Annotated in this window: 19 protein-coding genes and 1 pseudogene; 6 read left to right on the top strand and 14 right to left on the bottom strand. The window is 72.3% G+C overall.

Annotated elements, in window-relative coordinates:
- Window positions 1–56: 56 nt before the first annotated feature.
- The 4 genes from ACTWP5_RS19810 to ACTWP5_RS19795 form a co-directional block, all read right to left on the bottom strand.
- Complete coding sequence (locus tag ACTWP5_RS19810) at window positions 57–1,070, bottom strand: ABC transporter ATP-binding protein (protein ID WP_443222373.1); 1,014 nt, start codon at window positions 1,068–1,070, stop codon at window positions 57–59.
- 183 nt (window positions 1,071–1,253) lie between these two features.
- Window positions 1,254–2,480, bottom strand: a complete 1,227-nt coding sequence (locus tag ACTWP5_RS19805) for an NYN domain-containing protein (protein WP_443222356.1) — start codon at window positions 2,478–2,480, stop codon at window positions 1,254–1,256.
- Window positions 2,481–2,885: 405 nt separating this feature from the next.
- Window positions 2,886–3,125: a hypothetical protein gene (locus ACTWP5_RS19800; RefSeq protein WP_443222355.1), complete on the bottom strand. Its 240-nt coding sequence runs from the start codon at window positions 3,123–3,125 to the stop codon at window positions 2,886–2,888.
- A gap of 163 nt (window positions 3,126–3,288) precedes the next feature.
- On the bottom strand, window positions 3,289–4,329 hold the full coding sequence (locus ACTWP5_RS19795; RefSeq protein WP_443222354.1) for an NAD(P)-dependent alcohol dehydrogenase: 1,041 nt from the start codon (window positions 4,327–4,329) through the stop codon (window positions 3,289–3,291).
- Between the two features lie 329 nt (window positions 4,330–4,658).
- On the opposite strand from ACTWP5_RS19795, the gene dnaE reads away from it, so the two are divergent.
- The 3 genes from dnaE (at window position 4,659) to ACTWP5_RS19780 (ending at window position 9,985) form a co-directional block, all read left to right on the top strand.
- Window positions 4,659–8,222, top strand: coding sequence for a DNA polymerase III subunit alpha (gene dnaE / locus ACTWP5_RS19790; RefSeq protein WP_443222353.1), 3,564 nt, complete (start codon window positions 4,659–4,661; stop codon window positions 8,220–8,222).
- A 151-nt stretch (window positions 8,223–8,373) separates the two neighbouring features.
- On the top strand, window positions 8,374–9,051 hold the full coding sequence (locus ACTWP5_RS19785; RefSeq protein WP_443222352.1) for a hypothetical protein: 678 nt from the start codon (window positions 8,374–8,376) through the stop codon (window positions 9,049–9,051).
- 64 nt (window positions 9,052–9,115) lie between these two features.
- Window positions 9,116–9,985: a thioredoxin domain-containing protein gene (locus ACTWP5_RS19780; protein ID WP_443222351.1), complete on the top strand. Its 870-nt coding sequence runs from the start codon at window positions 9,116–9,118 to the stop codon at window positions 9,983–9,985.
- A 57-nt stretch (window positions 9,986–10,042) separates the two neighbouring features.
- On the opposite strand, the gene ACTWP5_RS19775 is transcribed toward ACTWP5_RS19780, so the two are convergent.
- A complete protein-coding gene (locus tag ACTWP5_RS19775) occupies window positions 10,043–10,702 on the bottom strand; it encodes a dienelactone hydrolase family protein (RefSeq protein ID WP_443222372.1) in 660 nt (219 codons plus the stop codon).
- Between the two features lie 83 nt (window positions 10,703–10,785).
- On the opposite strand from ACTWP5_RS19775, the gene ACTWP5_RS19770 reads away from it, so the two are divergent.
- The gene (locus ACTWP5_RS19770) at window positions 10,786–11,925 is read left to right on the top strand and encodes a mechanosensitive ion channel family protein (protein ID WP_443222350.1); all 1,140 of its coding nucleotides are present in this window, start codon (window positions 10,786–10,788) and stop codon (window positions 11,923–11,925) included.
- Window positions 11,926–11,927: 2 nt separating this feature from the next.
- Here ACTWP5_RS19770 and ACTWP5_RS19765 read toward each other — a convergent pair whose 3' ends face one another.
- The 3 genes and pseudogenes from ACTWP5_RS19765 to ACTWP5_RS19755 form a co-directional block, all read right to left on the bottom strand.
- Window positions 11,928–12,881, bottom strand: coding sequence for an RluA family pseudouridine synthase (locus ACTWP5_RS19765; protein ID WP_443222349.1), 954 nt, complete (start codon window positions 12,879–12,881; stop codon window positions 11,928–11,930).
- 240 nt (window positions 12,882–13,121) lie between these two features.
- Window positions 13,122–13,667, bottom strand: a pseudogene (gene lspA / locus ACTWP5_RS19760) (signal peptidase II); the annotation flags it as partial.
- 119 nt (window positions 13,668–13,786) lie between these two features.
- Window positions 13,787–14,248, bottom strand: coding sequence for a TraR/DksA family transcriptional regulator (locus ACTWP5_RS19755; protein ID WP_443222348.1), 462 nt, complete (start codon window positions 14,246–14,248; stop codon window positions 13,787–13,789).
- Between ACTWP5_RS19755 and ACTWP5_RS19750 the strand changes: the two genes are divergently transcribed.
- The gene (locus ACTWP5_RS19750) at window positions 14,229–14,726 is read left to right on the top strand and encodes a hypothetical protein (protein ID WP_443222347.1); all 498 of its coding nucleotides are present in this window, start codon (window positions 14,229–14,231) and stop codon (window positions 14,724–14,726) included. The genes ACTWP5_RS19755 and ACTWP5_RS19750 overlap by 20 nt on opposite strands.
- 302 nt (window positions 14,727–15,028) lie before the next feature.
- On the top strand, window positions 15,029–18,241 hold the full coding sequence (gene ileS / locus ACTWP5_RS19745; protein ID WP_443222346.1) for an isoleucine--tRNA ligase: 3,213 nt from the start codon (window positions 15,029–15,031) through the stop codon (window positions 18,239–18,241).
- Between the two features lie 213 nt (window positions 18,242–18,454).
- Here ileS and ACTWP5_RS19740 read toward each other — a convergent pair whose 3' ends face one another.
- The 6 genes from ACTWP5_RS19740 to ftsZ all read right to left on the bottom strand — a co-directional run bounded on the left by ACTWP5_RS19740 (window position 18,455) and on the right by ftsZ (window position 23,594).
- On the bottom strand, window positions 18,455–19,702 hold the full coding sequence (locus ACTWP5_RS19740; protein WP_443222345.1) for a DivIVA domain-containing protein: 1,248 nt from the start codon (window positions 19,700–19,702) through the stop codon (window positions 18,455–18,457).
- A 49-nt stretch (window positions 19,703–19,751) separates the two neighbouring features.
- On the bottom strand, window positions 19,752–20,036 hold the full coding sequence (locus ACTWP5_RS19735; RefSeq protein ID WP_443222344.1) for a YggT family protein: 285 nt from the start codon (window positions 20,034–20,036) through the stop codon (window positions 19,752–19,754).
- An 80-nt stretch (window positions 20,037–20,116) separates the two neighbouring features.
- Window positions 20,117–20,743: a cell division protein SepF gene (locus tag ACTWP5_RS19730; RefSeq protein WP_443222343.1), complete on the bottom strand. Its 627-nt coding sequence runs from the start codon at window positions 20,741–20,743 to the stop codon at window positions 20,117–20,119.
- A 117-nt stretch (window positions 20,744–20,860) separates the two neighbouring features.
- Entirely contained in the window at window positions 20,861–21,619 is a 759-nt protein-coding gene (locus ACTWP5_RS19725; RefSeq protein ID WP_443222342.1) for a YggS family pyridoxal phosphate-dependent enzyme, read from the bottom strand.
- On the bottom strand, window positions 21,616–22,347 hold the full coding sequence (gene pgeF / locus ACTWP5_RS19720; protein WP_443222341.1) for a peptidoglycan editing factor PgeF: 732 nt from the start codon (window positions 22,345–22,347) through the stop codon (window positions 21,616–21,618). The genes ACTWP5_RS19725 and pgeF overlap by 4 nt, the downstream gene beginning before the upstream one ends.
- Window positions 22,348–22,349: 2 nt before the next feature.
- Window positions 22,350–23,594 (bottom strand): cell division protein FtsZ, encoded by a 1,245-nt coding sequence (gene ftsZ, locus ACTWP5_RS19715; protein ID WP_443222340.1) that lies wholly within the window; start codon window positions 23,592–23,594, stop codon window positions 22,350–22,352.
- Between the last annotated feature and the right edge of the window lie 32 nt (window positions 23,595–23,626).

Raw genomic sequence — 23,626 nt, 5'->3', positions numbered from 1 at the left:
CGGTGGGGCGGGTTCGGTGGCGGCGGCGAGGTTCTGGTCGCGGTTCTCGGTGCGGCTCACCGGGTGAGCCCCCGCCCACGGCCGCCGAGGGCCAGGTAGACGTCCTCCAGGCTGGGCGTGGTCAACGTGAAGTCCTCCAGCGCGGCGAAGGCCGGGCCGTGGCCGGTCACGGCCGCCACGGCGGCGCGGGCCTCGTCGGCCGGCAGGCGCAGCGTCCACCGGCCGCCGGCCGCGACCGTCTCGGAGCGCCCCCGCAACGCGGCGATCCGGGGATCGTCCAGCGCCTCGGCGGGCGGCGGTCCGCCACGCCAGACGAGCTCGAGACGGACCTCCGCGCCGACCAGCTCCTTCAGGCCCCCGGGCGTGTCGCAGGCGATCACCCGACCGGCGTCGAGCACGGCGACGCGGTCCATCACCGTCTCGGCCTCGCTCACGTTGTGCGTCACGAGCAGGACCGTGGCGCCCTCCTCGGCCCGCCGCCGGTCCACGGCGCGCCACACGGCGCGGCGGGCGACGGGGTCCATGCCGGTGGTCGGCTCGTCCAGCACGAGCACCGGACGACGGCCGACGAGCGCGGCGGCCACGCAGGCCAGCCGCCGCTGGCCGCCGGAGAGCCGCTTCAACGCCCGCCCCGCGACGCCTTCGAGTCCCAGCTCCTCCAGCACGAGGTCGCGCTCCCGCCGGGCCGCCGCCGCGTCGAGGCCACGCAGCCGCGCCGTGGTCTCGGCGGCCAGGGAGACCGTGAGCTCGTCGAGGGCCGTGGACTCCTGCCCGAGGTAGGCCAGCAGCCGCGCCGCGCGCCGGGGATGGCGCACCAGGTCGTGGCCGAGCAGCGTGATCTGGCCGGCGTCCGGCCGCAGCAGGCCCGTGAGCTGCCTCACCAGGGTGGTCTTGCCCGCGCCGTTGGGCCCGAGCAGCCCGAAGATCTCGCCGCGCGCGACCCGGAGGCTGATGCCGTCGCTGGCGCGGACGGCCGGCTCGCCGCGCCGGGGCGCGGGGTAGCTCCTGACCAGGTCGCGCACGGTCAGCGCCGTCTCGGCGGACGCGCCGCGTGTCTGGCTGGCCGGCAGCCCGGCTCGCGCGATGGAGGTGGGCACGGTCAACGAGCCTACGCGTCGCGTGGCGCCGGCCGGACCTCGGGGCCTGGCGGGACCCTGGCGGGACGGCGAGGGCGGAGGCGCGGCGGACGGCCGGCGAGGGGGTGGGCGGACGGCCGGCGAAGGGTCGGCCGAGGGCGGTGGGGGCGGGTGGGCTCAGGAGGAGCGTTCGGCCCCGGTCCTGGTGTCGACCTCCCGCCAGAAGCCGGCGCGGATGGCGTACCGGTCCCGCTCGTCGATCTGGTCGTCCTTGTGTGCCAGCAGCCCGAAGCGGGCGGCGTACCTCAGCAGTTCGCCGTCGATCCGGTGCGGGATGCGCGGGTACTCGCCGGACAGCTGCCGCAGCTGCTCGGGGGCGGCCAGCCGCTCCGCCCAACGGCGGGCGAAGACCTGGCCCACCTCGAACGGGTCGCCGCTGACGGCGGTGATGTCCTCCTCGCGGTCCGCCCACCGCTGCTCCGCGGTGGTGAGCTGGGAGAGCATCGGCAGGGCCGCGACCTCCGGCGAGTCCTCGGGCAGGCCGCGGTCGACCCAGCCCCGGTCGGAGGACCAGCGCAGCGTGGCCGTCGGCTCGGGCGGGGCGATGCGGGTGCCCAGGCTCGCGAGGTCCTTCGGGGTGGGGACGGCCCGCGCGCCGGCGGCGTCCCTGCCGCCGGCGCCGCCGGGCGGGTCGGTGTCCTCGCCGCGGTGGGTGCCGTTCTTCCGGGAGGTGTCGTGGTCGTGTGGCACCTGCTCGGGTGGACCCGGGGCGGCGGGGGCCTCGGGCAGGGGGGCGGCGAGGATGGCGGCGATCTCGGGGCGGGGCGCGGCGTGGGGGGCGCCGGTGGCGGCGCCCTCGCTCAGGCGGACGGCCTGGGTGATCCACGAGCGGTCCAGGACTCTTCGCTCGTCGGCCTCGGCGACGAGGTCCTCGGACTGGTTGTAGTCGCCGTCGGCGGCCTGCACGGCCCAGAGGTGGACGGCGACGCCGTGCTCCTTGGCGGACATCAGGCCGGGCAACAGGTCGCCGTCGCCGGTGACGAGCACGATGTCGGCGCAGGCGCGGTTGCGGGCCAGCTCCGTCAACTCGGCGTGCATGGCGGCGTCCACGCCCTTCTGCGCCCACCGCCCGTCGCTGCGGGTGAGGGCTCCCAGGCGTACGGTGACGCGGGGCATGACGCGCAGCCGTCGGTGCTCGGGCTGGGGCACCCGGTCGGGCGCGCCGTCGAACCAGTAGATCCGCAGCAGGTCGCATCCGGTGTCCGCCTCGGCCCGCTCGCGCAGCGCCTGGACGAGCGCGGCGTGGTCGACGGTGATGCGCGGTCGGGAGGGCTCCCCGGCGAGGAGGCTGGCGGCGGCGCCCAGCAGATAGCCAGCGTCCACCAGGACGACGCAGCGGTCCACGTTGCACCTCTTTCGCCGAGTGGTCCATGGGAGCGTCTTTTTCTTGACGTCGCCTTGAGTCTGCCCGACACGGCCGTGCTTATCTGCGCCAACTCGATCTTCGGCGTGGCGAGTCGAATGTCCTCATTGCCCATGATGCGAACTATGCACGCTCGTGGCACGCTGGCTGCGAGGAGGCGATCATGGCCAAGAACAAGAACCGTTCACAGCAGCGACCTCAGTCACCCCAGCCCTCGGCGAACGAACCCGCGCACCCCGAGTCCCCTCCCACCCGCACCCCCACACCCGCGGACATGCCGCGCAAGCGCCAACAGCGCCGTTTTGGCCACAACTGACACGATGGACGAGGGCGCTCCCCCGTGCCCGAGGAGAGCGCCCTCCCCGCGGCAGGGCCGCGGTGTCCGGTCAGAACCCGTGCCTGGCGTGTGCTGACGCGAAGTACCGTGCGTCAGCCACCTCCGACGGCACGATCCCGCCGCTTGTGGATCCATTGTGGACGAGATCCCACGCCTCGTTCACAGACTGGACGCGATCATCAAACGCGGTCCAGGGAAAGTACCCTCCCAGCGCGTGCACCGCGTCCTCCCTCGACGCGTGTGCCTCACGCACCAGAAACACGGCTTTCGCGACCATCAGGGCATCCATGGCATCCCACCCTCAAACGGTTGTGCTTCATCACTGAAGGTAGCGCCAGCGATGTTCGAGAGTGGGTAAAGCTCGGGCCATCAACGCTCCAAGGAACCCGCCGTTCTCCCCAACGGCCTTGCGTGAGGCGTGAGATGGGCAGGACCGGACACCTGACGGGCGATCAGATCGTCGCGGCGTCGATGACGAAGCGGAACCGGACGTCGCTGGCGACGACCCGCTCGTACGCCTCGTTCACCTGCTCCGCACGGATCAGCTCGATCTCGGCACCGACGCCGTGCTCGGCGCAGAAGTCGAGCATCTCCTGGGTCTCGGCGATGCCGCCGATGTTCGAGCCCGCCAGCCGCGTGCGTCCGCCGATGAGGGCGGCGAGGTTGAGCGAGACGGGCTCCTCGGGGACGCCGACGTTCACGAGCGTGCCGTCGGTCCGCAACAGGCGGAGATAGGCCCCGAGGTCCAGCGGGACGGAGACGGTCGAGACGACCAGGTCGAAGGAGCGGGCCAGCTCGGTGAAGGTCGCCGGGTCGTCGGTGGCGCGGTAGTCGTCGGCGCCCAGCCGCAGGCCGTCCTCCCGCTTGCGCAGCGACTGGCTGAGCACGGTCACCTCGGCGCCCATCGCGTGCGCGATCTTCACGCCCATGTGGCCGAGGCCGCCCATGCCGACGATCGCGACCCTCGTGCCGGGCCCCACGCCCCAGTGCCGCAGCGGCGAGTACAGGGTGATGCCGGCGCACAGCAGCGGCGCGGCCACGTCCAACTCCAGGGCGTCCGGGACGCGGAGCACGAAGTTCTCGTCCACGACGATGGCGGTGGCGTAGCCGCCGAGGGTCGGCTCGCCGTCGCGGTCCCGGCCGTTGTACGTCGGCACCATGCCGGCCAGGCAGTACTGCTCCTGCCCCCGCGCGCAGTTCTCGCACTCCCGACAGGAGTCGACCATGCAGCCGACGCCCACCCGGTCGCCGACCGCGTGCCGCGTGACGCCCGGCCCGACCTCCCGCACCACGCCGGCGATCTCGTGGCCGGGGACCATCGGGAAGATCGCCCGCCCCCACCCCTCCGTGGCCTGGTGGATGTCGGAGTGGCAGATGCCCGCGTAGGCGATGTCGACGAGCACGTCGTGCTCGCCGACCGCCCGTCGCTCGATGGTGGTCCGCTCCAGTGGCGCCCGGGGGGCGGGGACGGCGTAGGCGGCGGCTGTCGTCATGCGGCGCGCTCCTTCGGTGCGGCGGGAACCGGTGGCGTGGCGTCGACACCGGGCGAGGACTCCCCTACCCAACAGCGGGGCCACCGCCGCGGATTCCGCCGCCACGGGGCGCCAGGACTCACGACCGCCCCCGGGCTCCGCCGACGCCACCGCTCGAACGTGACGCGGATCACATCCGACTACGTCTCGCCACCGCCCGCATCCGGCCCGGAGAACCCCGTCGTGAGGGTGTCCGCCGGCCTCCTCGCGTCGGCTTCGGCGCGGCCGCGCGCGGCGTAGGGTGGGAGCCCTCACCCTCCCCACCCGCCACCCGCGAGGAGCCGCGCCACATGGCTGACAGCTTCGTTCACCTGCACGTTCACACCGAGTACTCGATGCTCGACGGAGCTGCGAAGAACAGCAAGCTGTTCGCCGAGGTGGAGCGGCAGGGCATGCCCGCCGTCGCCATGAGCGACCACGGAAACATGTTCGGGGCCTACGAGTTCTACGACATCTCCAAGAAGTCCGGCGTCAAGCCGATCATCGGCATCGAGGCGTACGTGGCGCCCGAGTCCCGCTTCACGAAGAAGCCCGTCTTCTGGGGTCCCGGCGGCAAGCGCGCGGTCTCCGACGAGGGCGAGGGAAGCAAGGACGTCTCCGGCGGCGGCCGGTACACCCACATGACGATGTGGGCCAGGACGGCCCAGGGCCTGCGCAACCTCTTCCGCCTCTCCTCCCTCGCCTCCTTCGAGGGGTACTACGGCAAGCCCCGCATGGACCGCGAGCTGATCGCGCAGTACGCCGACGGCATCATCGCCACCACCGGCTGCCCCTCGGGAGAGGTGCAGACCCGGCTGCGCCTGGGCCAGTACGACGAGGCGGTGAAGGCCGCCGCCACGTACCAGGACATCTTCGGGAAGGAGCACTACTTCCTGGAGCTGATGGACCACGGCATCGACATCGAGCGGGAGGTGCGGGCCGACCTGCTGCGGATCGCGAAGCAGCTGGACATCCCCCTGCTGGCGACGAACGACTCCCACTACGTGACGGAGGACCAGGCCGACGCCCACGACAGCCTGCTCTGCGTCGGCGTGGGCAAGACCAAGGAGGACCCGAACCGCTTCAAGTTCAACGGCTCGGGATACTTCATCAAGACCTCCGAGCAGATGCGGCAGCTCTTCCACGAGCTCCCCGAGTCCTGCGACAACACCCTGCGGGTCGCGGAGATGGTGGAGTCCTACGAGGAGGTCTTCACCTACGTCGACCAGATGCCGCAGTTCAACGTCCCCGAGGGCGAGACCCAGGCGAGCTGGCTGCGCAAGCAGTGCGAGATCGGCCTGAAGGAGCGCTACGGCGACGACCCCTCCCCCGAGGTCATGAAGCGCCTGGAGACCGAGCTGGACGTCATCACCCCCATGGGGTTCGACTCCTACTTCCTCGTCGTCTCCGACATCTGCAAGTACGCCCGCGAGAACGGCGTCCCCGTCGGCCCGGGGCGCGGCTCCGCCGCCGGCTCGCTCGTGGCGTACCTGACCCGCATCACCGACGTCGACCCGCTCGAACACGGGCTGCTCTTCGAGCGCTTCCTGAACCCCGAGCGCGTGAACCCCCCGGACGTCGACATCGACTTCGACGACCGCCAGCGCGACGTCATGGTCCGGTACCTGAGCGAGAAGTACGGCGTCGAGTACACCGCCCAGGTGAACACCTTCGGCACCATCAAGGCCAAGGCCGCCGTCAAGGACGCCGCCCGCATCCTCGGATACCCCTTCTCCATGAGCGACCGCATCACCAAGGCGATGCCGCCGGACGTGATGGGCAAGGGCATCCCGCTGGAGGGCATCTTCGACGCCGAGCACCCGCGGTACAGCGAGGCCGCCGAGGTCCGGCAGATGTACGAGAACGAGCCGGACGTCAGGAAGGTCCTCGACACGGCGCGCGGCATCGAGGGCCTCACCCGCGGGACGGGCGTCCACGCCGCCGCCGTCATCCTCTCCCGCACCCCCCTGCTGGACCTGGTCCCGATGCACCGGCGGGACCGCGACGGCGTGATCATCACCGGCTTCTCGTACCCCCAGTGCGAGGAGATGGGCCTGATCAAGATGGACTTCCTGGGTCTTCGCAACCTGGGCGTCATCGACCACGCCATCCAGCTCGTGAAGGAGAACCGCGGCACCGACATCGACACCGGCGCGATCCCCCTGGACGACAGGAAGACCTACGAGCTCCTGGCCCGCGGCGACACCCTCGGCGTGTTCCAGCTCGACGGTGGCCCCATGCGGGCGCTGCTGCGGCTCATGCGGCCCGACCGCTTCGACGACATCTCCGCCGTGCTCGCCCTCTACCGTCCCGGCCCGATGGGCGTGGACTCCCACACCAACTACGCGCTGCGCAAGATCGGCCAGCAGCGGATCGAGCCCATCCACCCGGAGCTGGAGGAGCCGCTGCGGGAGGTGCTGGAGCCGACGTACGGCCTGATCGTCTACCAGGAGCAGGTGCAGAAGGCAGCGCAGATCCTCGCCGGGTACAGCCTCGGCCAGGCCGACCTGCTGCGCCGCGCCATGGGCAAGAAGAAGCCCGAGGTGCTGGCCAAGGAGTTCGTCCCCTTCCGACAGGGCTGCCGGGAGCGGGGATACTCCGACGAGGCGATCCAGGCCGTGTGGGACGTGCTGGTGCCCTTCTCGGGATACGCGTTCAACAAGTCCCACACCGTGGCCTACGGCATGGTCGCGTACTGGACGGCCTACCTGAAGGCCAACTACCCCGCCGAGTTCATGGCGGCGCTGCTGACCTCCACGGACACCGACAAGGACAAGACCGCCCTCTACCTCGCCGAGGCCCGGAAGATGGGCGTGCGGGTCCTCTCGCCGGACGTCAACGAGTCCGTGGCCGACTTCTCCGCCGTCGGCGACGACGTCCGCTTCGGCCTGCGGTCGATCCGGAACGTGGGCTCCAACGTCATCGAGTCGATGGTCGCGACGCGCCGGTCCAAGGGCAAGTACACCTCCTTCAACGACTTCCTCGACAAGTCGGAGATCGCCGTCTGCAACAAGCGCACCATCGACTCCCTCATCAAGGCCGGCGCCTTCGACTCCCTGGGACACACCCGCAAGGGCCTGTGCGACGTGCACGAGACCGCCATCGACGCCGTCCTGCCCGTGAAGAAGCAGCAGGCGATCGGACAGGACGACCTGTTCGGCTCGCTCGGCGGCGACGGCGGGGAGGACGGCGGCTCCGGCATCGGCCTCGACTTCGCCATCGGCGAGCAGGAGTGGAACCGCAAGGCCAAGCTCTCCCTCGAACGCGAGATGCTGGGCCTGTACGTCTCCTCCCACCCCCTCGACGGCGCCGAGCACATCCTGGCCCGCAACCGCGACACCTCCATCGCCGAGCTCCTGGCCTCCGGCCGGACCGAGGGGGAGGCCCGCATCGCGGGCCTGATCACCGGCATCGACCGGCGGATCAACAAGCAGGGCGACCCCTGGGCGATCGTGAGCCTCGCCGACCGTGACGCCAGCATCGAGGTGCTGTTCTTCCCCAAGTCCTACGCCCTGGTGCAGCACGAGCTCATCGACGACAACGTCCTGTCCGTGAGGGGCCGCATCAACGAGCGGGACGGCGCCATCAGCCTCTTCGGTCAGGAGCTGAACGCCCTGGACGTCTCCGCCGCCGAGCACGGCGGGCGCCCCCCGGTCGTGCTGGTGCTGCCGGAGCACCGGATCACCGAGCGGGTCGTCGGGGAGCTCCGGCGCACCCTCCAGGCCCACCCCGGGGACTCGCCGGTCCGGCTGAAGGTCGAGGGGCGGGAACGGACGACGGTCTACGAGCTGGGCTTCCTCGTCAACCCCGAGAACATCGCCTCCGACATCAAGGGCAGCTTCGGCCAGGCGGCCTGGGCGGGCATCGCGGCCTGAGGCGGGGCGGGGCGGGGCGGGGCCGGCCGGCCTTGCCCCACCCCGGCCCGGCCCGCTCGGGCGCTTACGCGTCCTTCACCCCGGGCATGGCACACTCGCCGCGATGGGCAGAACAGGTGTGCCCGCCACGAGCGGGACGGGTGCGAGAGCGATGACGACGCTGCGCGTGGCGCGGGCGGCCGTCTTCGCCGCGCTGTGCGTCACCCTCTCCACCGGCGCGCACGTGCTGCTCTCCGGCGCCCCGCTGCCGCTGCCCACCGTGGGCCTGGTCGCGGTGGCCGTCTTCCTCCTCGCCCTGGCCCTCGCCGGTCGGGGCCCGCGGCGCTTCGCGCACATCGCGGGCCTCCTGCTGCCCGTCCAGCTGGCCGCCGACACGATCCTCACCACCGGCCAGTCCACGTGCTACGGGCCGAGCGGCGGACCCGTGACGGGCACGCTGCGGTTCCTCGGCGTCGACCTGACGGAGCTGGTGTGCTCCGGCGGCGAGCTGGGGTCCCCGCTCCCGGAGCTCGCGAGCGGCGAGACACCGTTGGCCCATCCGGCGGCGCCCTGGCTGCTGCTGGCGCTCCACCTGCTCGTCGGCCTCCTCGCCGCCGCGTGGCTGGCCTGGGGCGAGCAGGCACTGGCCCGCCTGCTGCGGTCGGCCGCCGCCGCCTTCCGGCCGCTGCTGGTCGCCTTCGCGGCGCTGCGGTCGCGCGTCCTGCCCGTCGCCGGGCCGGGGGCCCGGGTGCGCCGTCCGGCCGCACGCGGGGCCGCCCCCGCGCTGCCCCTCCTGACCCACTCCGTCGTCCGCCGCGGTCCGCCGCCGCGCCTCACGCTCGCCGCCTGACGGCGGGTCGAGCGCGCAGGCCACACACCCCGGGCACGGACACGGAACGGAGACAGAGCCCACCATGAGCAAGCGCAACTCCCTGGACGCCAAGAGGGCCGCCCGCGCGCGGCTGCGCGCCGAGCGCGAGCGGCAGGAGCGGCGGCGGAAGGTCCGCCGCCAGCTGGTCGTCGGCGGCAGCGCCCTGGCCACCCTCGCCGTCGTCGGCGTGGTCGGCGTCGCCCTCGCCGACATGAACGGCGGCGGTGGGGACGACGGCACCGACTGGTCCGCCGTCCGCGACCAGGTGGACGCCGCCGCCGACGACGGCGGCAACGGCGACGCCCCGCGGGACGAGGCGGCCTACCCGACCGCGCCGCCCGCCCACGCCACGGGCGAGGACGGCCTGACCATCCGCGTCGGCGACGAGGACGCCGAGCACACCCTCACCCTCTACGAGGACCCGCGCTGCCCGGCCTGCGCCTCCTTCGAGCAGACCATGGGCGAGAGCGTGCGCCAGGACATCGAGGACGGCACCTACCAGGTGGAGTACGTCTTCGGCACCTTCCTCGACAGCAGCCTGTCCGGCACCGGCTCGAAGAACGCGCTGGGCGCCCTGGGCGCCGCGCTCGACGTGTCCACGGACGCGTTCCTCGCCTACCACGAGGCGCTGTACTCGCTGGAGAACCATCCCCTGGAGTCCAACGACGAGTTCGGTGACGACGAGCGGCTCATCGAGATCGCCCAGGAGATCCCCGAGCTGCGCGACAACCAGCAGTTCGAGGACGACGTGCGGAACAGCACGTTCGCGTACTGGGCGCTGAGCATGTCGGACACCTTCGACAACGATCCGGACGTCACCTCCACGCCGACGCTGAAGTGGGACGGCGAGGTCATCGAGACCCCGCGGTCCGTGGAGGAGTTCGACGCCATGGTCGAGGAGAACACGAGGTAACCCGCCGGTGCGCCCGCCCGTAGCCACGCGCGCCGGCGCCCGGCGTGGTCGAACGCGTCAGTCGGCCGGCGGCGTGGCGGGCGCGTCGCCGGTCCCGGCGCCCGCGTCGATCTCGGCGAGGAAGTCCAGCACCACCGGCCAGGTGCGCTCGGCCGCCTCCGCGTCGTGGTCGGGCAGCTCCGGGTCGGTGTAGAGGTGGCCGGCGCCGGCGTAGCGGAAGACCTCCACGTCGGCCCCGGCCTTTCGCATCCGCAGGTACCAGGCGGTCTGCCAGTCGTGCGGTTCGAACGGGTCGGGGTCGGCGACGTGCAGCTGCACCGGCAGCTCGTCCGCCGTGGCGTCGTCGGCCAGGTCGGCGGTACCGTGCAGCATGAGCAGGCCACGGGCCCGTTCGTCGCCGAGGGCGATGGTCTGGGCGAACGAGGCGCCCAGCGAGAAGCCGGCGTAGACGAGCCCGGCGTCGGAGTGCGGGGCGGCCGCCGCGACGGCGCGGCGCAGCAGCTCCTCCTGCCCGAACTCGTCCTTGATCGCCAGCCCCTCCTCCACGGTGCGCGCGGTCCGTCCGTCGAAGAGGTCGGGCACCACGACGCGGTGGCCGGCGGCGCGGAGCCGCTCGGCCGCCTCGTGCACCGCCGGGCGCAGCCCGTACATCGAGTGGAAGAGGATGAGATCGGTCACGGCGGATGCCGCCTTCCGGTGATAGCCAGGGATGGGCATCATCCTGCCAGGCGTGCCACGTGCGCACGAAGAGACGACGAGGCCAGTGACGAAGCGGCCGGCGAGGAAGTGGGGTTTTTCTGGTGGACGACGTGCTGCGGCCGCTGCTGGTGTTCGGCGGCACCATCACGCTGACCGTGTTCCTGGGATGGCTGATCGACTGGGCGCTGCGTGCCGCCGACAGTCGTCATCCGGACACGGAGCTGTGGGGCCTGCTCCGCCGCGTCCAGCTGCCGCTCCAGCTGCTGCTCGCCTCGGCCGCCGTGCGGATCGCCTACGGCGCCTTCAACCTGGAACTGCGGCGCGAGGACGTCCTCCAGAACGTGCTGGCGACCTGCACCATCGCGGCGGCCACGTGGCTGGCGATCCGGGTGGCCGGCGCCGTGGCGGAGAACATCCTCGGCCGGTACGCGCGGCGGACCCTCGACGACGCCCGGGTGCGCCAGTTCCGTACCCAGCTGGCGATGATCCGGCGCGTGGTGACCACGGTGCTGGCGGTGGTCGCCGCCGGCGTGGCGATGCTGGTGGTCTTCCCCGGTCTGCGGACGCTGGGCACCTCGATGCTGGCCTCGGCCGGCGTCATCGGCATCATCGCCGGCGTGGCCGCCCAGTCCATGCTGGGGAACCTCTTCGCCGGGCTCCAGGTCGCGTTCGGCGACTCGGTGCGGATCGGCGACACGGTCGTCGTGGACGGCGAGTGGGGCACCGTGGAGGAGATATCCCTCGCCTTCCTCACGGTGCGCATCTGGGACGACCGGCGCCTGACGATGCCGGTGTCGTACTTCAACAGCAAGCCCTACGAGAACTGGTCCCGCGGCGGCCCCGAGATCACCGGGACGGTGTTCCTGCACCTGGACCACGCCACGCCGGTCCCCGAGCTGCGCGAGAAGCTCCACACCTTCCTCAGGAGCCGCCCCGACTGGGACGGCCGCGCCTGGAGCCTGGTGGTCACCGACACCACGCCGACCACCATCGAGGTGCGGGCCGCGATGTCGGCGAGCAACGCCGACGACGTGTGGAACCTGCGCTGCGCGGTGCGGGAGGAGCTGATCGCCTGGCTGCGCGACCACCACCCGCACGCGCTGCCGCGCGTGGCGACCGCCCCGGCCGTCGTGGGCCCCGCCGCGGCGCCCGCCCCCTCCCCCGCCCCTCCGGCGCCGCGCGGGGCCGAGCGGGCGACCGACGGGAGGCCCGCCGAGGGAAGCGCCGGGGAGATCGCGTAGCGTCAGGCGCTCTCGGCCGCGAGCCTGGTGAGCGCCTGCCGCAGGTCCGCCGGATAGTCGCTGTGGAAGGTGACCCACTGGCCGTCGGCCGGGTGGGTGAAGCCGAGCCGCACGGCGTGCAGCCACTGCCGCGTCAGCCCCAGGCGGGCGGCCAGCACCGGGTCGGCGCCGTAGGTGAGGTCGCCGACGCACGGGTGCCGGTGGGCGGCCATGTGGACGCGGATCTGGTGGGTGCGGCCGGTCTCCAGCCGGATGTCGAGGAGGCTCGCGGCGCGGAACGCCTCGGCGAGGTCGTAGTGGGTGACCGACGGCTTGCCGTCGGCGGTGACCGCCCACTTGTAGTCGTGCTGCGGGTGGCGGCCGATGGGGGCGTCGATGGTGCCGCTGAGCGGGTCGGGGTGGCCCTGGACCAGGGCGTGGTACCGCTTGTCCACGCTCCGCTCCCGGAACTGCCGCTTGAGCTGCGTGTACGCCCGCTCCGACTTGGCGACCACCATCAGGCCCGAGGTGCCCACGTCGAGGCGGTGGACGATGCCCTGCCGCTCGGCGGCGCCGGAGGTGGAGACGCGGAAGCCGGCCGCCGCGAGGCCGCCGATGACGGTGGGGCCGCGCCAGCCGGGGCTCGGGTGGGCCGCGACGCCGACGGGCTTGTCCACCACCACGAGGTCCTCGTCGTCGTGGACGATCTCCATGCCCGGGACGGGCTCGGCCACCACGCGCACCGGCGCGGGCGGCGGGGGCATCTCCACCTCCAGCCAGGCGCCGCCCGTCACCCGCTCCGACTTGCCGACCGCCTGGCCGTCGAGGCGGACCTTCCCCTCGGCGGCGAGTTCGGCGGCCTTGGTGCGGGAGAACCCGAGCATCCGGGCGAGGGCGGCGTCGACGCGTTCGCCCTCCAGTCCCTCGGGGACGGGCAGGGTGCGGGTCTCGGTCTGGTGGTCGGGGAGCGTACTCACCCGTCCGAGTATGGCAGCAACGCCGCGGGCGACCCGTCAGTCCTCGGTCCGGCGGTCGGCCTCGGCACGGGTGTCGCCTCCCGCGCCGCCGGTCGCGGACCCGGTCGCGGTCCCGTCCTCGACCTCGGCCTCAGCCTCCGTCTCGGCCGCCGCGTCGTCGCGGGCCCGGACGTCCGCGTCCTTCCCGTCGCTCCCCTCGTCGCCCTCGTTACCCTCGCCCCCGTCGTCCCCCTCGTCCCCGTCCCGGTGGACCGTGCCGTCGGGGTCGAGGCCGCGGAAGGAGAGCAGGACGATCAGGATGCCGCCGCAGACGATGGCGGAGTCGGCGAGGTTGAAGACCGCGAAGTACCGGGGCGCGATGAAGTCGACGACGTGTCCCTCGAGCACCCCCGGGGCACGGAAGAGCCGGTCGGTCAGGTTGCCCAGCGCGCCGCCGAGCAGCAGGCCGAGGGCGATCGCCCAGGGCGTGCTGTACAGCTTGCGGGCCAGCCGGATGATCACGACGATCACGGCGGTGGCGATGATGGTGAAGACGACCGTCAGCGCCTCGCCGATGCCGAAGGCGGCGCCGGGGTTGCGGATGGCCTCGAAACGCAGCCAGGTGCCGATGACCTCGATCGGCTCCTCGTGCTCCAGCCACTCGACGACCATGATCTTGGTGACCAGGTCGAGCGCGTACGCCAGCGCGGCGACGGCGACGAGGGCGGGGATCCGCCGCCTCCGCTCGCCGGAGGAACGTTCCTGGTCGTCGCTGGACACGGTGGTCGACTCCGCCTCGCTCTTCACGGGACGAGCGTACGACACCGGAGTCCGCTCACCGACACCACAGTTTCTGACCGGCCCGGACCGCTTGTGAACGGGTCCGGGCCGGACGGGTGCCGCTCCTGGACCGGTCGATCGGAACGTCAGAAGCGGCGTTCCTGTCTCTGTTTGCAGTCCACGCACAGCGTGGCGCGGGGAAACGCCTGCATCCTCGCCTTCCCGATGGGGTTGCCGCAGTTCTCGCAGAGTCCGTACGTCCCGGACTGGAGGCGGCGCAGCGCGCGCTCGGTCTGGTAGAGGACCTCGCGGGCGTTGGTGGCCAGGGCCATCTCGTGTTCGCGGGTGACGTTCTTGGTGCCGGTGTCGGCCTGGTCGTCTCCGGCGCCGTCGCCGGAGTCGCGCATCAGACCCGACAGGGCCTTCTCGGCGCTGGAGATCTCGGTGCGCAGCCGCTCGGCGTCCGCCAGCAGCCCCGCCCTCGCCTCGGCGACCTCCTCCTCCGTCCAGGGGTCCTCACCGGCGCGCACGGCCAGGTCGCCTGGTGCGGCGGCGCGGGCCGGCGGCACGGCCGCCGAGGTGTCCGTCGTGCTCTTCTTCGCAGCCACCTTCTTCGCTCCTGTCTTCCGGGCCGTCGTCGTGCGGGCCGTGCTCTTCCCTGCCCCGGCCGCCTTGCCGGCCGCTTTCCTGGATGTCGAGGCGGCGGACCGCTTCGCGGCTCCGCGCGCCCTGGTGGCCGTCGGCTTCTCCTCGCCCGGCTTCTCCTCGCCCGGCTTCTCCTCACCCGGCGTCTCCTCACCCGACTTCTCCGGGCCGTCCGTGGCCCTGCCCGTGCCGGAGCCGTCACGGGTGGGCTCGTCGTCGCTCGGCTTCTTCGTCGTCGACCTCCTGGCCGTCGCCTTCCTGGTGCTCTTCCTCGCTGCCGACTCCGACGCGGTGGTCCTGCTCGCCACCATGGCGACGACCCCTTCACATAGTGTTACTTTGCTCGCAAATCGTGACCGGAACGATAAGTCGACAGCAAGCGTGCGGCAACGAGGGCGCGCCGGTCTGCCTGCGTTGTGCCCCGCCCGGACCGCCGGATAACCGTCGTTCCCCCTCGGCAAAGGCCCGTACACTGGTGGGGCAGCGAAAGGCGTTGATGGGGACGAGTAGCGTCGTCGCACAGCCGTGAGCGACCCGGGGACGGTGAGAGCCCGGGGGTGAGCGCGACGTGAAGATCACCCCGGAGCCGCCGGAAGAAAGCCCGTGAGGGCGAGTAGACCCGGCATCGCGCCCAATGAGAGGGCCGGGCCCCACGCCCGGTCAAGGAGGGTGGTACCGCGGGAGCACGCGTGGCTCTCGTCCCTCCGGCCGGAACCGCAGACGTGTCCGCCGGAGTGCGACTCATGACCGATCCGAAGGCCGAGGCTCCCGAGCAGCCCCAGTACCGGCCCGTGCCCGCCCAGGTCGACCTGCCCGCGCTCGAGCACGAGGTGCTCGCGCTCTGGCGGGAGAGGAAGACCTTCGCCCACAGCCTCGCGCTCTCCGAGGGCCGCCCCGAGTGGGTGTTCTACGAGGGGCCGCCGACGGCCAACGGCATGCCGGGCGCCCACCACATCGAGGCGCGCGTCTTCAAGGACGTCTTCCCGCGCTTCAAGACCATGCGCGGCTACCACGTGACGCGGAAGGCCGGCTGGGACTGCCACGGCCTGCCCGTGGAGCTGGCGGTGGAGAAGGAGCTGGGCTTCACCGGCAAGCGGGACATCGAGGCGTACGGCATCGCCGAGTTCAACGCCCGGTGCCGCGAGTCGGTCACCCGCCACACCGACGCCTTCGCCGAGCTCACCACCCGCATGGGGTACTGGGTGGACCTCGACGACGCGTACCGCACGATGGACGCCTCGTACATCGAGTCGGTCTGGTGGTCGCTGAAGCAGATCTTCGACAAGGGCCTGCTGGTCCAGGACTACCGCGTGGCGCCGTGGTGCCCGCGCTGTGAGACCGGGCTGTCCGACCACGAGCTGGCCCAGGGGTACGAGACGGTCGCCGACCCCTCGGTGTACGTCCGCTTCCCCCTCACCTCGGGCCCGCTGGCCGGCGAGGCCGACCTGCTGGTGTGGACGACGACGCCGTGGACCCTGGTGTCGAACACCGCGGTCGCCGTCCACCCCGAGGTCAGGTACGACGTCTTCGAGTCCACCGACGCCGACGGCACCCGGCACCGGGTGGTGGCGATGCGACAGCTCTTCGAGAAGGTCGCGGGCGAGGGCTGGAGCGCCACGGGCCAGTCCTTCACCGGCGCCGAGATGGAGCGCTGGAGCTACCGCAGGCCGTTCGAGCTGGTGGACTTCGGCGGCTCGCAGGCGCACTTCGTGGTGCTCGCCGAGTACGTCACGACGGAGGACGGGACCGGCCTGGTCCACCAGGCCCCCGCCTTCGGCGAGGACGACCTGGCCACCTGCCGGGCGTACGGCCTGCCCGTCGTCACGCCGGTCAGGACGGGCGGCACCTTCGAGGAGGGCCTGCCGCTGGTGGGCGGCATGTTCTTCAAGAAGGCCGACGAGCGGCTCGTCGCCGACCTGGCCGAGCGCGGCCTGCTCTTCCGCCACGAGACGTACGAGCACAGCTACCCGCACTGCTGGCGCTGCCACACGCCGCTGCTGTACTACGCACAGCCGTCGTGGTACATCCGCACCACCCAGATCAAGGACGCGCTGCTGCGGGAGAACGCCGCCACCACCTGGTACCCCGAGTCCGTCAAGACCGGCCGTTACGGCGACTGGCTGAACAACAACGTGGACTGGGCCCTCTCGCGCAACCGCTACTGGGGCACCCCGCTGCCGATCTGGCGCTGCGCCGAGGATCACCTGACGTGCGTCGGCTCCCTGGCGGAGCTCACGGAGCTGACCGGCGTCGACCAGTCGGGCCTCGACCCGCACCGCCCCTTCATCGACGACGTCGTCTTCCCCTGCCCGGCGGCGGGCTGCTCGCTCACCTCCCAGCGCGTGCCCGAGGTGATCGACGGCTGGTACGACTCGGGCGCCATGCCGTTCGCCCAGTGGGGGTACCCCCACCGGGGCCGGGAGGAGTTCGCCCGGCGGTACCCGGCGCAGTACATCTGCGAGGCGATCGACCAGACCCGCGGCTGGTTCTACACGCTGATGGCCGTCGGCACCCTCGTCTTCGACCGCTCGTCGTACGAGAACGTGGTCTGCCTGGGGCACATCCTCGCCGAGGACGGCCGGAAGATGTCCAAGCACCTGGGGAACATCCTGGAGCCGATCCCGCTGATGGAGCGGCACGGCGCGGACGCGGTGCGCTGGTTCATGGCCGCCGGCGGCTCGCCGTGGGCGGCGCGACGGGTGGGCCACGGCACCATCCAGGAGGTGGTCCGCAAGACCCTCCTCACGTACTGGAACACGGTCGCCTTCCAGGCGCTCTACGCCCGCGCCAGCGGCTGGGCGCCCGGCGCGGCCGACCCGGACCCGGGCGACCGGCCGCTGCTGGACCGCTGGCTGCTGAGCGAGCTGCACGCGCTGACCGACATGGTCACCCAGGCCATGGAGAACTTCGACACCCAGCGTGCCGGGAAGCTGCTGGCCACCTTCGTGGACGACCTGTCCAACTGGTACGTGCGCCGCTCGCGCCGGCGCTTCTGGCAGGGCGACCCCGCCGCGTTGCGCACGCTCCACGAGACGCTGCGGACGCTGACGCTGCTGATGGCTCCGCTGGTGCCGTTCGTCACCGAGCGGGTCTGGCAGGACCTGGTGGTGCCGGTGACGCCGGAGGCGCCGGACTCGGTCCACCTCGCCTCCTGGCCCGAGGCCGACATGACGCTGATCGACCCGGAGCTGTCGCGGGACATGCTGCTGGTGCGTCGGCTGGTCGAGCTCGGCCGGGCCACCCGGGCGGAGTCCGGGGTGAAGACGCGGCAGCCGCTGTCGCGGGCGCTGGTCGCGGCCCAGGGATTCGAACTGCTGGGTGAGGAGCTGCGCCAGCAGATCGCCGAGGAGCTGAACGTCACGGCGCTCGCCTCGCTGTCGGACATGGGCGGCTCGCTGGTGGACACCTCGGCCAAGGGGAACTTCCGGGCGCTCGGGCGCCGCTTCGGCAAGCGGACGCAGGCGGTGGCCCAGGCCATCGCCGCGGCGGACGCGGCCGAGCTGTCGGCGGCGCTGCGGGCGGGCACGGCGGCGGTCGAGGTGGAGGGCGAGCGGGTGGCCCTGGCGCCCGAGGAGGTCATCATCACCGAGACCCCCCGCGAGGGCTGGTCGGTGGCCTCCGACTCCGGCGCCACGGTGGCGCTCGACCTGGAGACCACGCCGGAGCTGCGCCGCGCCGGACTCGCGCGGGACGTGATCCGCCTCGTGCAGGAGTGGCGCAAGAGCAGCGGCCTGGAGGTGACCGACCGCGTCGCCGTGCGCTGGCGCGCCGCGGACGAGGAGTTGGCGCGGGCGATCACGGAGCACCAGGCGCTGATCTCCTCGGAGGTGCTGGCCACGGACTTCGCCGAGGAGAGCGAGGACGGCGGCACCGTGCCCGACGCCGGGGACGGCTTCGGTGAGCCGTTCGAGGACGCCTCCCTGGGCCTGTGGTTCCGGCTGCGCCGGATCGCCTGAGCCGACAAGCCGACACCCGGTGGGGTGCCGGCCGGGCACGGTCCGGCCGGCACCCCACGCACGTCCTTGAAGCCCGCCCGACGCTCCACCCACGCACCGAGGCCCCGGGCGACACGCCCCGGGGCAGCACACCGCCGAGGCCCGGATCGAAGTGATCCGGGCCTCGGCGGTGGTGTCGTCTCCCAGCCGCGTGCGCGGCTGCCTAGCGCGGGGTCAGCTGTCGTCCTCGTCGATGAGGAAGCCGCGCATCGGTGAAGGGGCCTGGTGCTGCATCGGCTGCGGTCCCTGCGGCCTGACCGGCGCCATCGGCTGGGTCATCGCGGGGGACATCTGCTGCTGACCGCCGTAGGACGGGGCCGGGCCACCGGAGGGGCCCATCGGCTGGTTGCCGCCCATGGTGCCGCCACCCATCGTGTTGCCACCCATGGTGCCGCCACCCATGGCGTTGCCACCCATGGTGCCGCCACCCATGGTGGAGTTGCCGCCCATGGAGTGGTGTCCTCCCACGCCGGGTCCGGCCGGCGCGCCCGCGGAGGCGAGCGACGGCTGGGGCGACGGGGGCAGCGGCGCGGCCGGTGCGGCGGCGCGCGGCGGGGCGAGCGAGTCGTCCGACTGGCTCTCCAGCTGCCGCAGCTGGCTCTCCAGGTACGACTTCAGCCGGGTGCGGTACTCGCGCTCGAAACCGCGCAGGTCCTCGACCTTGCGCTCCAGCGTGGCGCGCGCGGACTCCAGGGAGCCCATGGCCACGCGGTGCTTCTCCTGCGCGTCCCGCTCCAGGGCGTCGGCCTTGGCGCGGGCGTCCCGCTCCAGACCCTCGGCTCGGCTGCGGGCCTCGCCGACGATCTTGTTGGCCTCGGACCTGGCCTCGGCGATCGCCTGGTCGGCGGTCTGCTGGGCCAGCGACAGCACGCGCGCGGCCGACTCGTTGCCGCCGCCCGGCATGTGCGGGGCCGGAGCGGGGCCGGGGCCGCCCATCTGCATGGGGGCACCGGGGTGCTGCTGCATGCCGCCGGGGCCCATCGGGCCACCGGGACCCATCTGACCGCCAGGACCCATCGGACCACCGGGACCCATCTGACCGCCAGGACCACCGGGGCCACCGGGACCCATCTGACCGCCAGGACCACCCGGGCCGCCGGGCCCGGCCGGAAGCTGCGGCGGACCGCCCATCGGCTGCTGCGGATGCTGTTGCGGCACCGGCTGCGGTCCGGATATGGCGGCGGGGACGGGACCCCCGGGCCGGTCCTGCGGCTCGGGTTTGCGCATGTTGGCCTGGTTCTGGGCGGCGGCCCTGGTGGCCGCGGCCAGCTTGGCGCGCAGGTCCTCGTTCTCCCTCAGCAGCCTGGTGAGTTCGGCCTCCACCTCGTCGAGGAAGGCATCGACCTCGTCCTCGTCGTAGCCCTCGCGGAGGCGGACGGTCGTGAACTGCTTGTTCCGCACGTCCTCGGGAGTCAGCGGCATCTCTTCACCTCAACGTAAATCGTCGGCGTATCGGCAAGACCGTAACCGTTCACAGCCCGGCCACGACGTTGATCAGGATGTAGACGATGATCATCAGTACGAAGAAGGACAGATCAAGCGCCACACCCCCGAAACGAAGCGGCGGGATCACCCTCCGCAGCGCCTTCAGTGGCGGATCGGTGACAGTGTAGGTGGCCTCCAGGGCGACGACCATCGCCTTGCCGGGCTGCCAGGAGCGGGCGAACATGAACACGTAGTCCATCACCAGCCGGAAGAGCAACAGTCCGAGAAGGCAGTACAAGGCAATCAGGATCACCTGCTGAACGATGCCCATCCTGCCTGTCCCTCTCCCCTGTCCTCGGCTCCGACCACTCGGATGGCCGGAGGTACGTCTGCGTCTTCCGTCGTCGTTCGTCAGCTCTGGTTGAAGAACCCGCCCTCTGCGATGCGGGCCTTGTCCTCCGCCGTTACATCGACGTTAGCAGGCGACAGGAGGAAGACCTTCTGGGTCACGCGCTCGATGCTGCCATGCAGACCGAAGACTAGGCCAGCCGCAAAGTCGACAAGTCGCTTCGCGTCCGTGTCGTCCATCTCGGTCAGGTTCATGATCACCGGGGTCCCCTCGCGGAAGTGTTCCCCGATGGTACGGGCCTCGTTGTAGGTCCTGGGGTGGAGCGTGGTGATCCGGTAGGGCTCCCGCTCGGACACGACCTTGGGCATGATCACCGGTGCGCTCTTCTCCACGTTCTGGCGGTCTGATGTGATGGAAGACACGGGAGCGATCCTCCCGGGGCGTCTGCTTTCGGTCAGCAGTGCGGCCGGAGTTGGCTCAGTTTCCCGTTGCGCCGGCGGGTGGACCACCCTCACCGGCTCCTCCGGCCGCTCCCTCTGGGGTGGCGGCTCGTGCGCCTGCGGGCGCCGACCCCGCTCGGGTTCGGGCTCGGGCTCGAAGTCGTCGTCGGGGTCGTACCCCTGGCGGTCGTAGCCGTCGTCCTCCACGAGGCCGAGGTAGACCGCCATCTTGCGCATCGCGCCAGCCATCGACTGCGTCCTCCGCTCTGTGGTGGATCGGCTCCGCCTCTCGGGGCCGTTTCATCCACTACGTCCACGTATGCCGGAAATGACCATATTTTCGGTTGTGATCCCTCGCGTGGGACGTTACCGGAGGGACTGGCGGACTCCGAGCACCGCGCTGCCGACGCGTACGTGTGTCGCACCGGCGGCGATCGCCTCCTCCAAGTCCGCGCTCATGCCCGCCGAGACCATGCTCGCAGCAGGATGAGCCCTCCGCAGGCCCTTCGCGATGTCGATCAGTCGCTCAAAGGCTACGCCCGGCCGTCCGGCGTAGGCGCCGACGAGCGGAGCGACCGTCATGACCCCCGCCAGGCGCAGCCCGTGGGCGGCGGCGATCGCCGTCGCCACCTCGGGCACCCCCTCGGGCGCGACGCCGCCCCGGCTCTCGGCCCCGCCCGACCGCGCCGTCCCCTCCTTCTCCAGCGCCACCTGCACGAGGCAGTTCAGCGGGCCGCGCGGCCGGTCGCGGGCCGCCGCGGCCAGGGCCGTGACCAGCCGGGGGCGGTCCACCGAGTGCACGAAGTCCGCGTAACCCACCACCGAACGCACCTTGTTCGTTTGCAACTGCCCCACGAAGTGCCAGTTCAGGGGAAGATCAGCGCACGCCTCCGCCTTCCTGGCGGCCTCCTGGTCGCGGTTCTCCGCGACGTGGCGCACCCCGAGCTCGGCGAGCAGCCGGACGTCCCGGGCGGGGTGGGTCTTGGTGACGACGACGAGGGTCACGTCCTCGCGTGCGCGCCCCGCCGCGTCACAAGCGCGGGCGATGCGCTCCTCCACCCGGGTGAGCCCGGCCGCGAGTTCGGCCGCGCGCTCCCGGTCCTGCCGGCCGTCGGTTCCGCTCATGCCGCCATCCACACGTAGCTCGCCTGGCGACCCGTCCTGGAGTCGCGGCGGTAGGAGAACTGGTCGGGGTCCTCCCTCGTACAGACCGGGGAGAGGGTGACCTCGCCGACCCCGACGGTCGCGAGCTGGGCACGGACCCCGGCCGGGATGTCGATGGCCGGCGTGCCCCAGCGGGTGGTGGCGCCGCAGCCCGGCACCGCGCGCTCCGCCTCCTCGCGCATCGCCGCCGGCACCTCGTAACACCCGCCGCACACCGCGGGCCCGGTGCGGGCGACGATCCGCTCGGGCCGGGCGCCGAGCGCCCGCATCGCCGCCACGGTGGCCGGCACGACGCCGGCCGTGAGCCCGGGGCGCCCGGCGTGCGCGGCGCCCACGACGCCGGCGACCGGGTCGGCCAACACCACGGGAACGCAGTCCGCGGTGAGCACGGCGAGCGCCAGGCCGCGAACGGCCGTGACCACCCCGTCGGCCTCGGGCGCCACGCCGCCCGGCCACGGGCCGTCCGCGACGGCCACCTCGCGGCCGTGCACCTGCGCCATCCAGCAGACCCGGTCGGCGTCCAGGCCCAGCGCCGCCGCGGCGGCCGCGCGGTTGGCCTCGACCGCCTCGGGCGCGTCACCGACCGCGCCGCCGAGGTTGAGCGTGTCATACGGAGCGGCGCTCACCCCGCCCCACCGGTCGGTGAAGGCGAAGTGGGCGCCGCCCGTCGTGGTGTGCTGCCCTATCACCGCTACTTCAGGAAGTCCGGCACGTCGAGCTCCTCGACCTGGCCGCCGTCGTACGGGCGGGCCGAGGGCACCTGCGGCGGCGTGTGCCGCGGCTCGCCGAGCGGCTCGGGGGCCAGGGGCTCGACGGTGTTGGCGGCGGGCTCCCGGTCGGCGCCGAATCCGCCCGTGTCACGGGAGGGCAGCGAGCCGAGGCCGCCGAAGGAGGGGCGCTCGCTCTCGCCGGCCGGGCCGGCCGCGGGCGACGTCTCCTCCTTCGCGCCGTACCCGCCGAGCGTCTTCTCCCGGGTGCGCGAGGGCGGCTGGCCGCCGTCGAAGCCGGCCGCGATGACCGTGACCCTGACCTCGTCGCCGAGGGCGTCGTCGATGACGGCGCCGAAGATGATGTTGGCCTCGGGGTGGGCGGCCTCGCTGACGAGCTGGGCGGCCTCGTTGATCTCGAAGAGACCGAGGTCGGAGCCGCCGGAGATGGACAGCAGCACGCCGCGGGCGCCGTCGATCGACGCCTCCAGCAGCGGCGAGGAGATCGCCATCTCGGCGGCGGCCACCGCGCGGTCGTCCCCGCGGGCCGAGCCGATGCCCATCAGCGCCGAGCCGGCCTCGGACATCACGGACTTGACGTCCGCGAAGTCGAGGTTGATCAGGCCGGGCGTGGTGATGAGGTCGGTGATGCCCTGGACACCGGAGAGCAGCACCTGGTCGGCGGACTTGAACGCGTCGAGCACGCTGACCTGGCGGTCCGAGATGGACAGCAGCCGGTCGTTGGGAATGACGATCAGGGTGTCCACCTCGTCGCGGAGGGCGGCGATGCCGTCCTCGGCCTGGTTGGCCCGGCGGCGGCCCTCGAAGGTGAACGGGCGGGTGACCACGCCGATGGTCAGCGCGCCGAGGCTGCGGGAGATGTTGGCCACCACCGGCGCGCCGCCGGTGCCGGTGCCGCCGCCCTCGCCGGCCGTCACGAAGACCATGTCGGCCCCCTTGAGGACCTCCTCGATCTCCTCGCGATGGTCTTCGGCAGCCTTGCGCCCCACCTCGGGGTTGGCGCCCGCGCCAAGGCCCCGGGTCAGTTCCCGGCCGACGTCGAGCTTGACGTCGGCGTCGCTCATGAGCAGCGCCTGCGCATCGGTGTTGATCGCGATGAACTCGACGCCCTTGAGACCGACCTCGATCATCCGGTTGATGGCGTTGACGCCACCGCCGCCGATACCGACGACCTTGATGACTGCGAGGTAGTTCTGCGGTGCTGCCACGTCGAAGGCCTCTCGCCTCGATTTACGTGTCG

The sequence above is a fragment of the Streptomyces sp. 4N509B genome (assembly GCF_052245655.1).
In the GTDB taxonomy this organism is placed as follows: domain Bacteria; phylum Actinomycetota; class Actinomycetes; order Streptomycetales; family Streptomycetaceae; genus Streptomyces.
The sequence above is the reverse complement of the archived record's forward strand: the minus strand, read 5'-3'. Positions and strand labels throughout refer to the sequence as shown.

What these genes read in the sequence shown, in the direction of transcription:
- ACTWP5_RS19800 (WP_443222355.1), bottom strand. Translation starts at nt 3,125, where the DNA reads ATGGATGCCCTGATGGTCGCGAAAGCCGTGTTTCTGGTGCGTGAGGCA.
- ACTWP5_RS19795 (WP_443222354.1), bottom strand. Translation starts at nt 4,329, where the DNA reads ATGACGACAGCCGCCGCCTACGCCGTCCCCGCCCCCCGGGCGCCACTG.
- dnaE (WP_443222353.1), top strand. Translation starts at nt 4,659, where the DNA reads ATGGCTGACAGCTTCGTTCACCTGCACGTTCACACCGAGTACTCGATG.
- ACTWP5_RS19785 (WP_443222352.1), top strand. Translation starts at nt 8,374, where the DNA reads ATGACGACGCTGCGCGTGGCGCGGGCGGCCGTCTTCGCCGCGCTGTGC.
- ACTWP5_RS19780 (WP_443222351.1), top strand. Translation starts at nt 9,116, where the DNA reads ATGAGCAAGCGCAACTCCCTGGACGCCAAGAGGGCCGCCCGCGCGCGG.
- ACTWP5_RS19775 (WP_443222372.1), bottom strand. Translation starts at nt 10,702, where the DNA reads ATGCCCATCCCTGGCTATCACCGGAAGGCGGCATCCGCCGTGACCGAT.
- ileS (WP_443222346.1), top strand. Translation starts at nt 15,029, where the DNA reads ATGACCGATCCGAAGGCCGAGGCTCCCGAGCAGCCCCAGTACCGGCCC.
- ACTWP5_RS19740 (WP_443222345.1), bottom strand. Translation starts at nt 19,702, where the DNA reads ATGCCGCTGACTCCCGAGGACGTGCGGAACAAGCAGTTCACGACCGTC.
- ACTWP5_RS19735 (WP_443222344.1), bottom strand. Translation starts at nt 20,036, where the DNA reads ATGGGCATCGTTCAGCAGGTGATCCTGATTGCCTTGTACTGCCTTCTC.
- ACTWP5_RS19730 (WP_443222343.1), bottom strand. Translation starts at nt 20,743, where the DNA reads ATGGCTGGCGCGATGCGCAAGATGGCGGTCTACCTCGGCCTCGTGGAG.
- ACTWP5_RS19725 (WP_443222342.1), bottom strand. Translation starts at nt 21,619, where the DNA reads ATGAGCGGAACCGACGGCCGGCAGGACCGGGAGCGCGCGGCCGAACTC.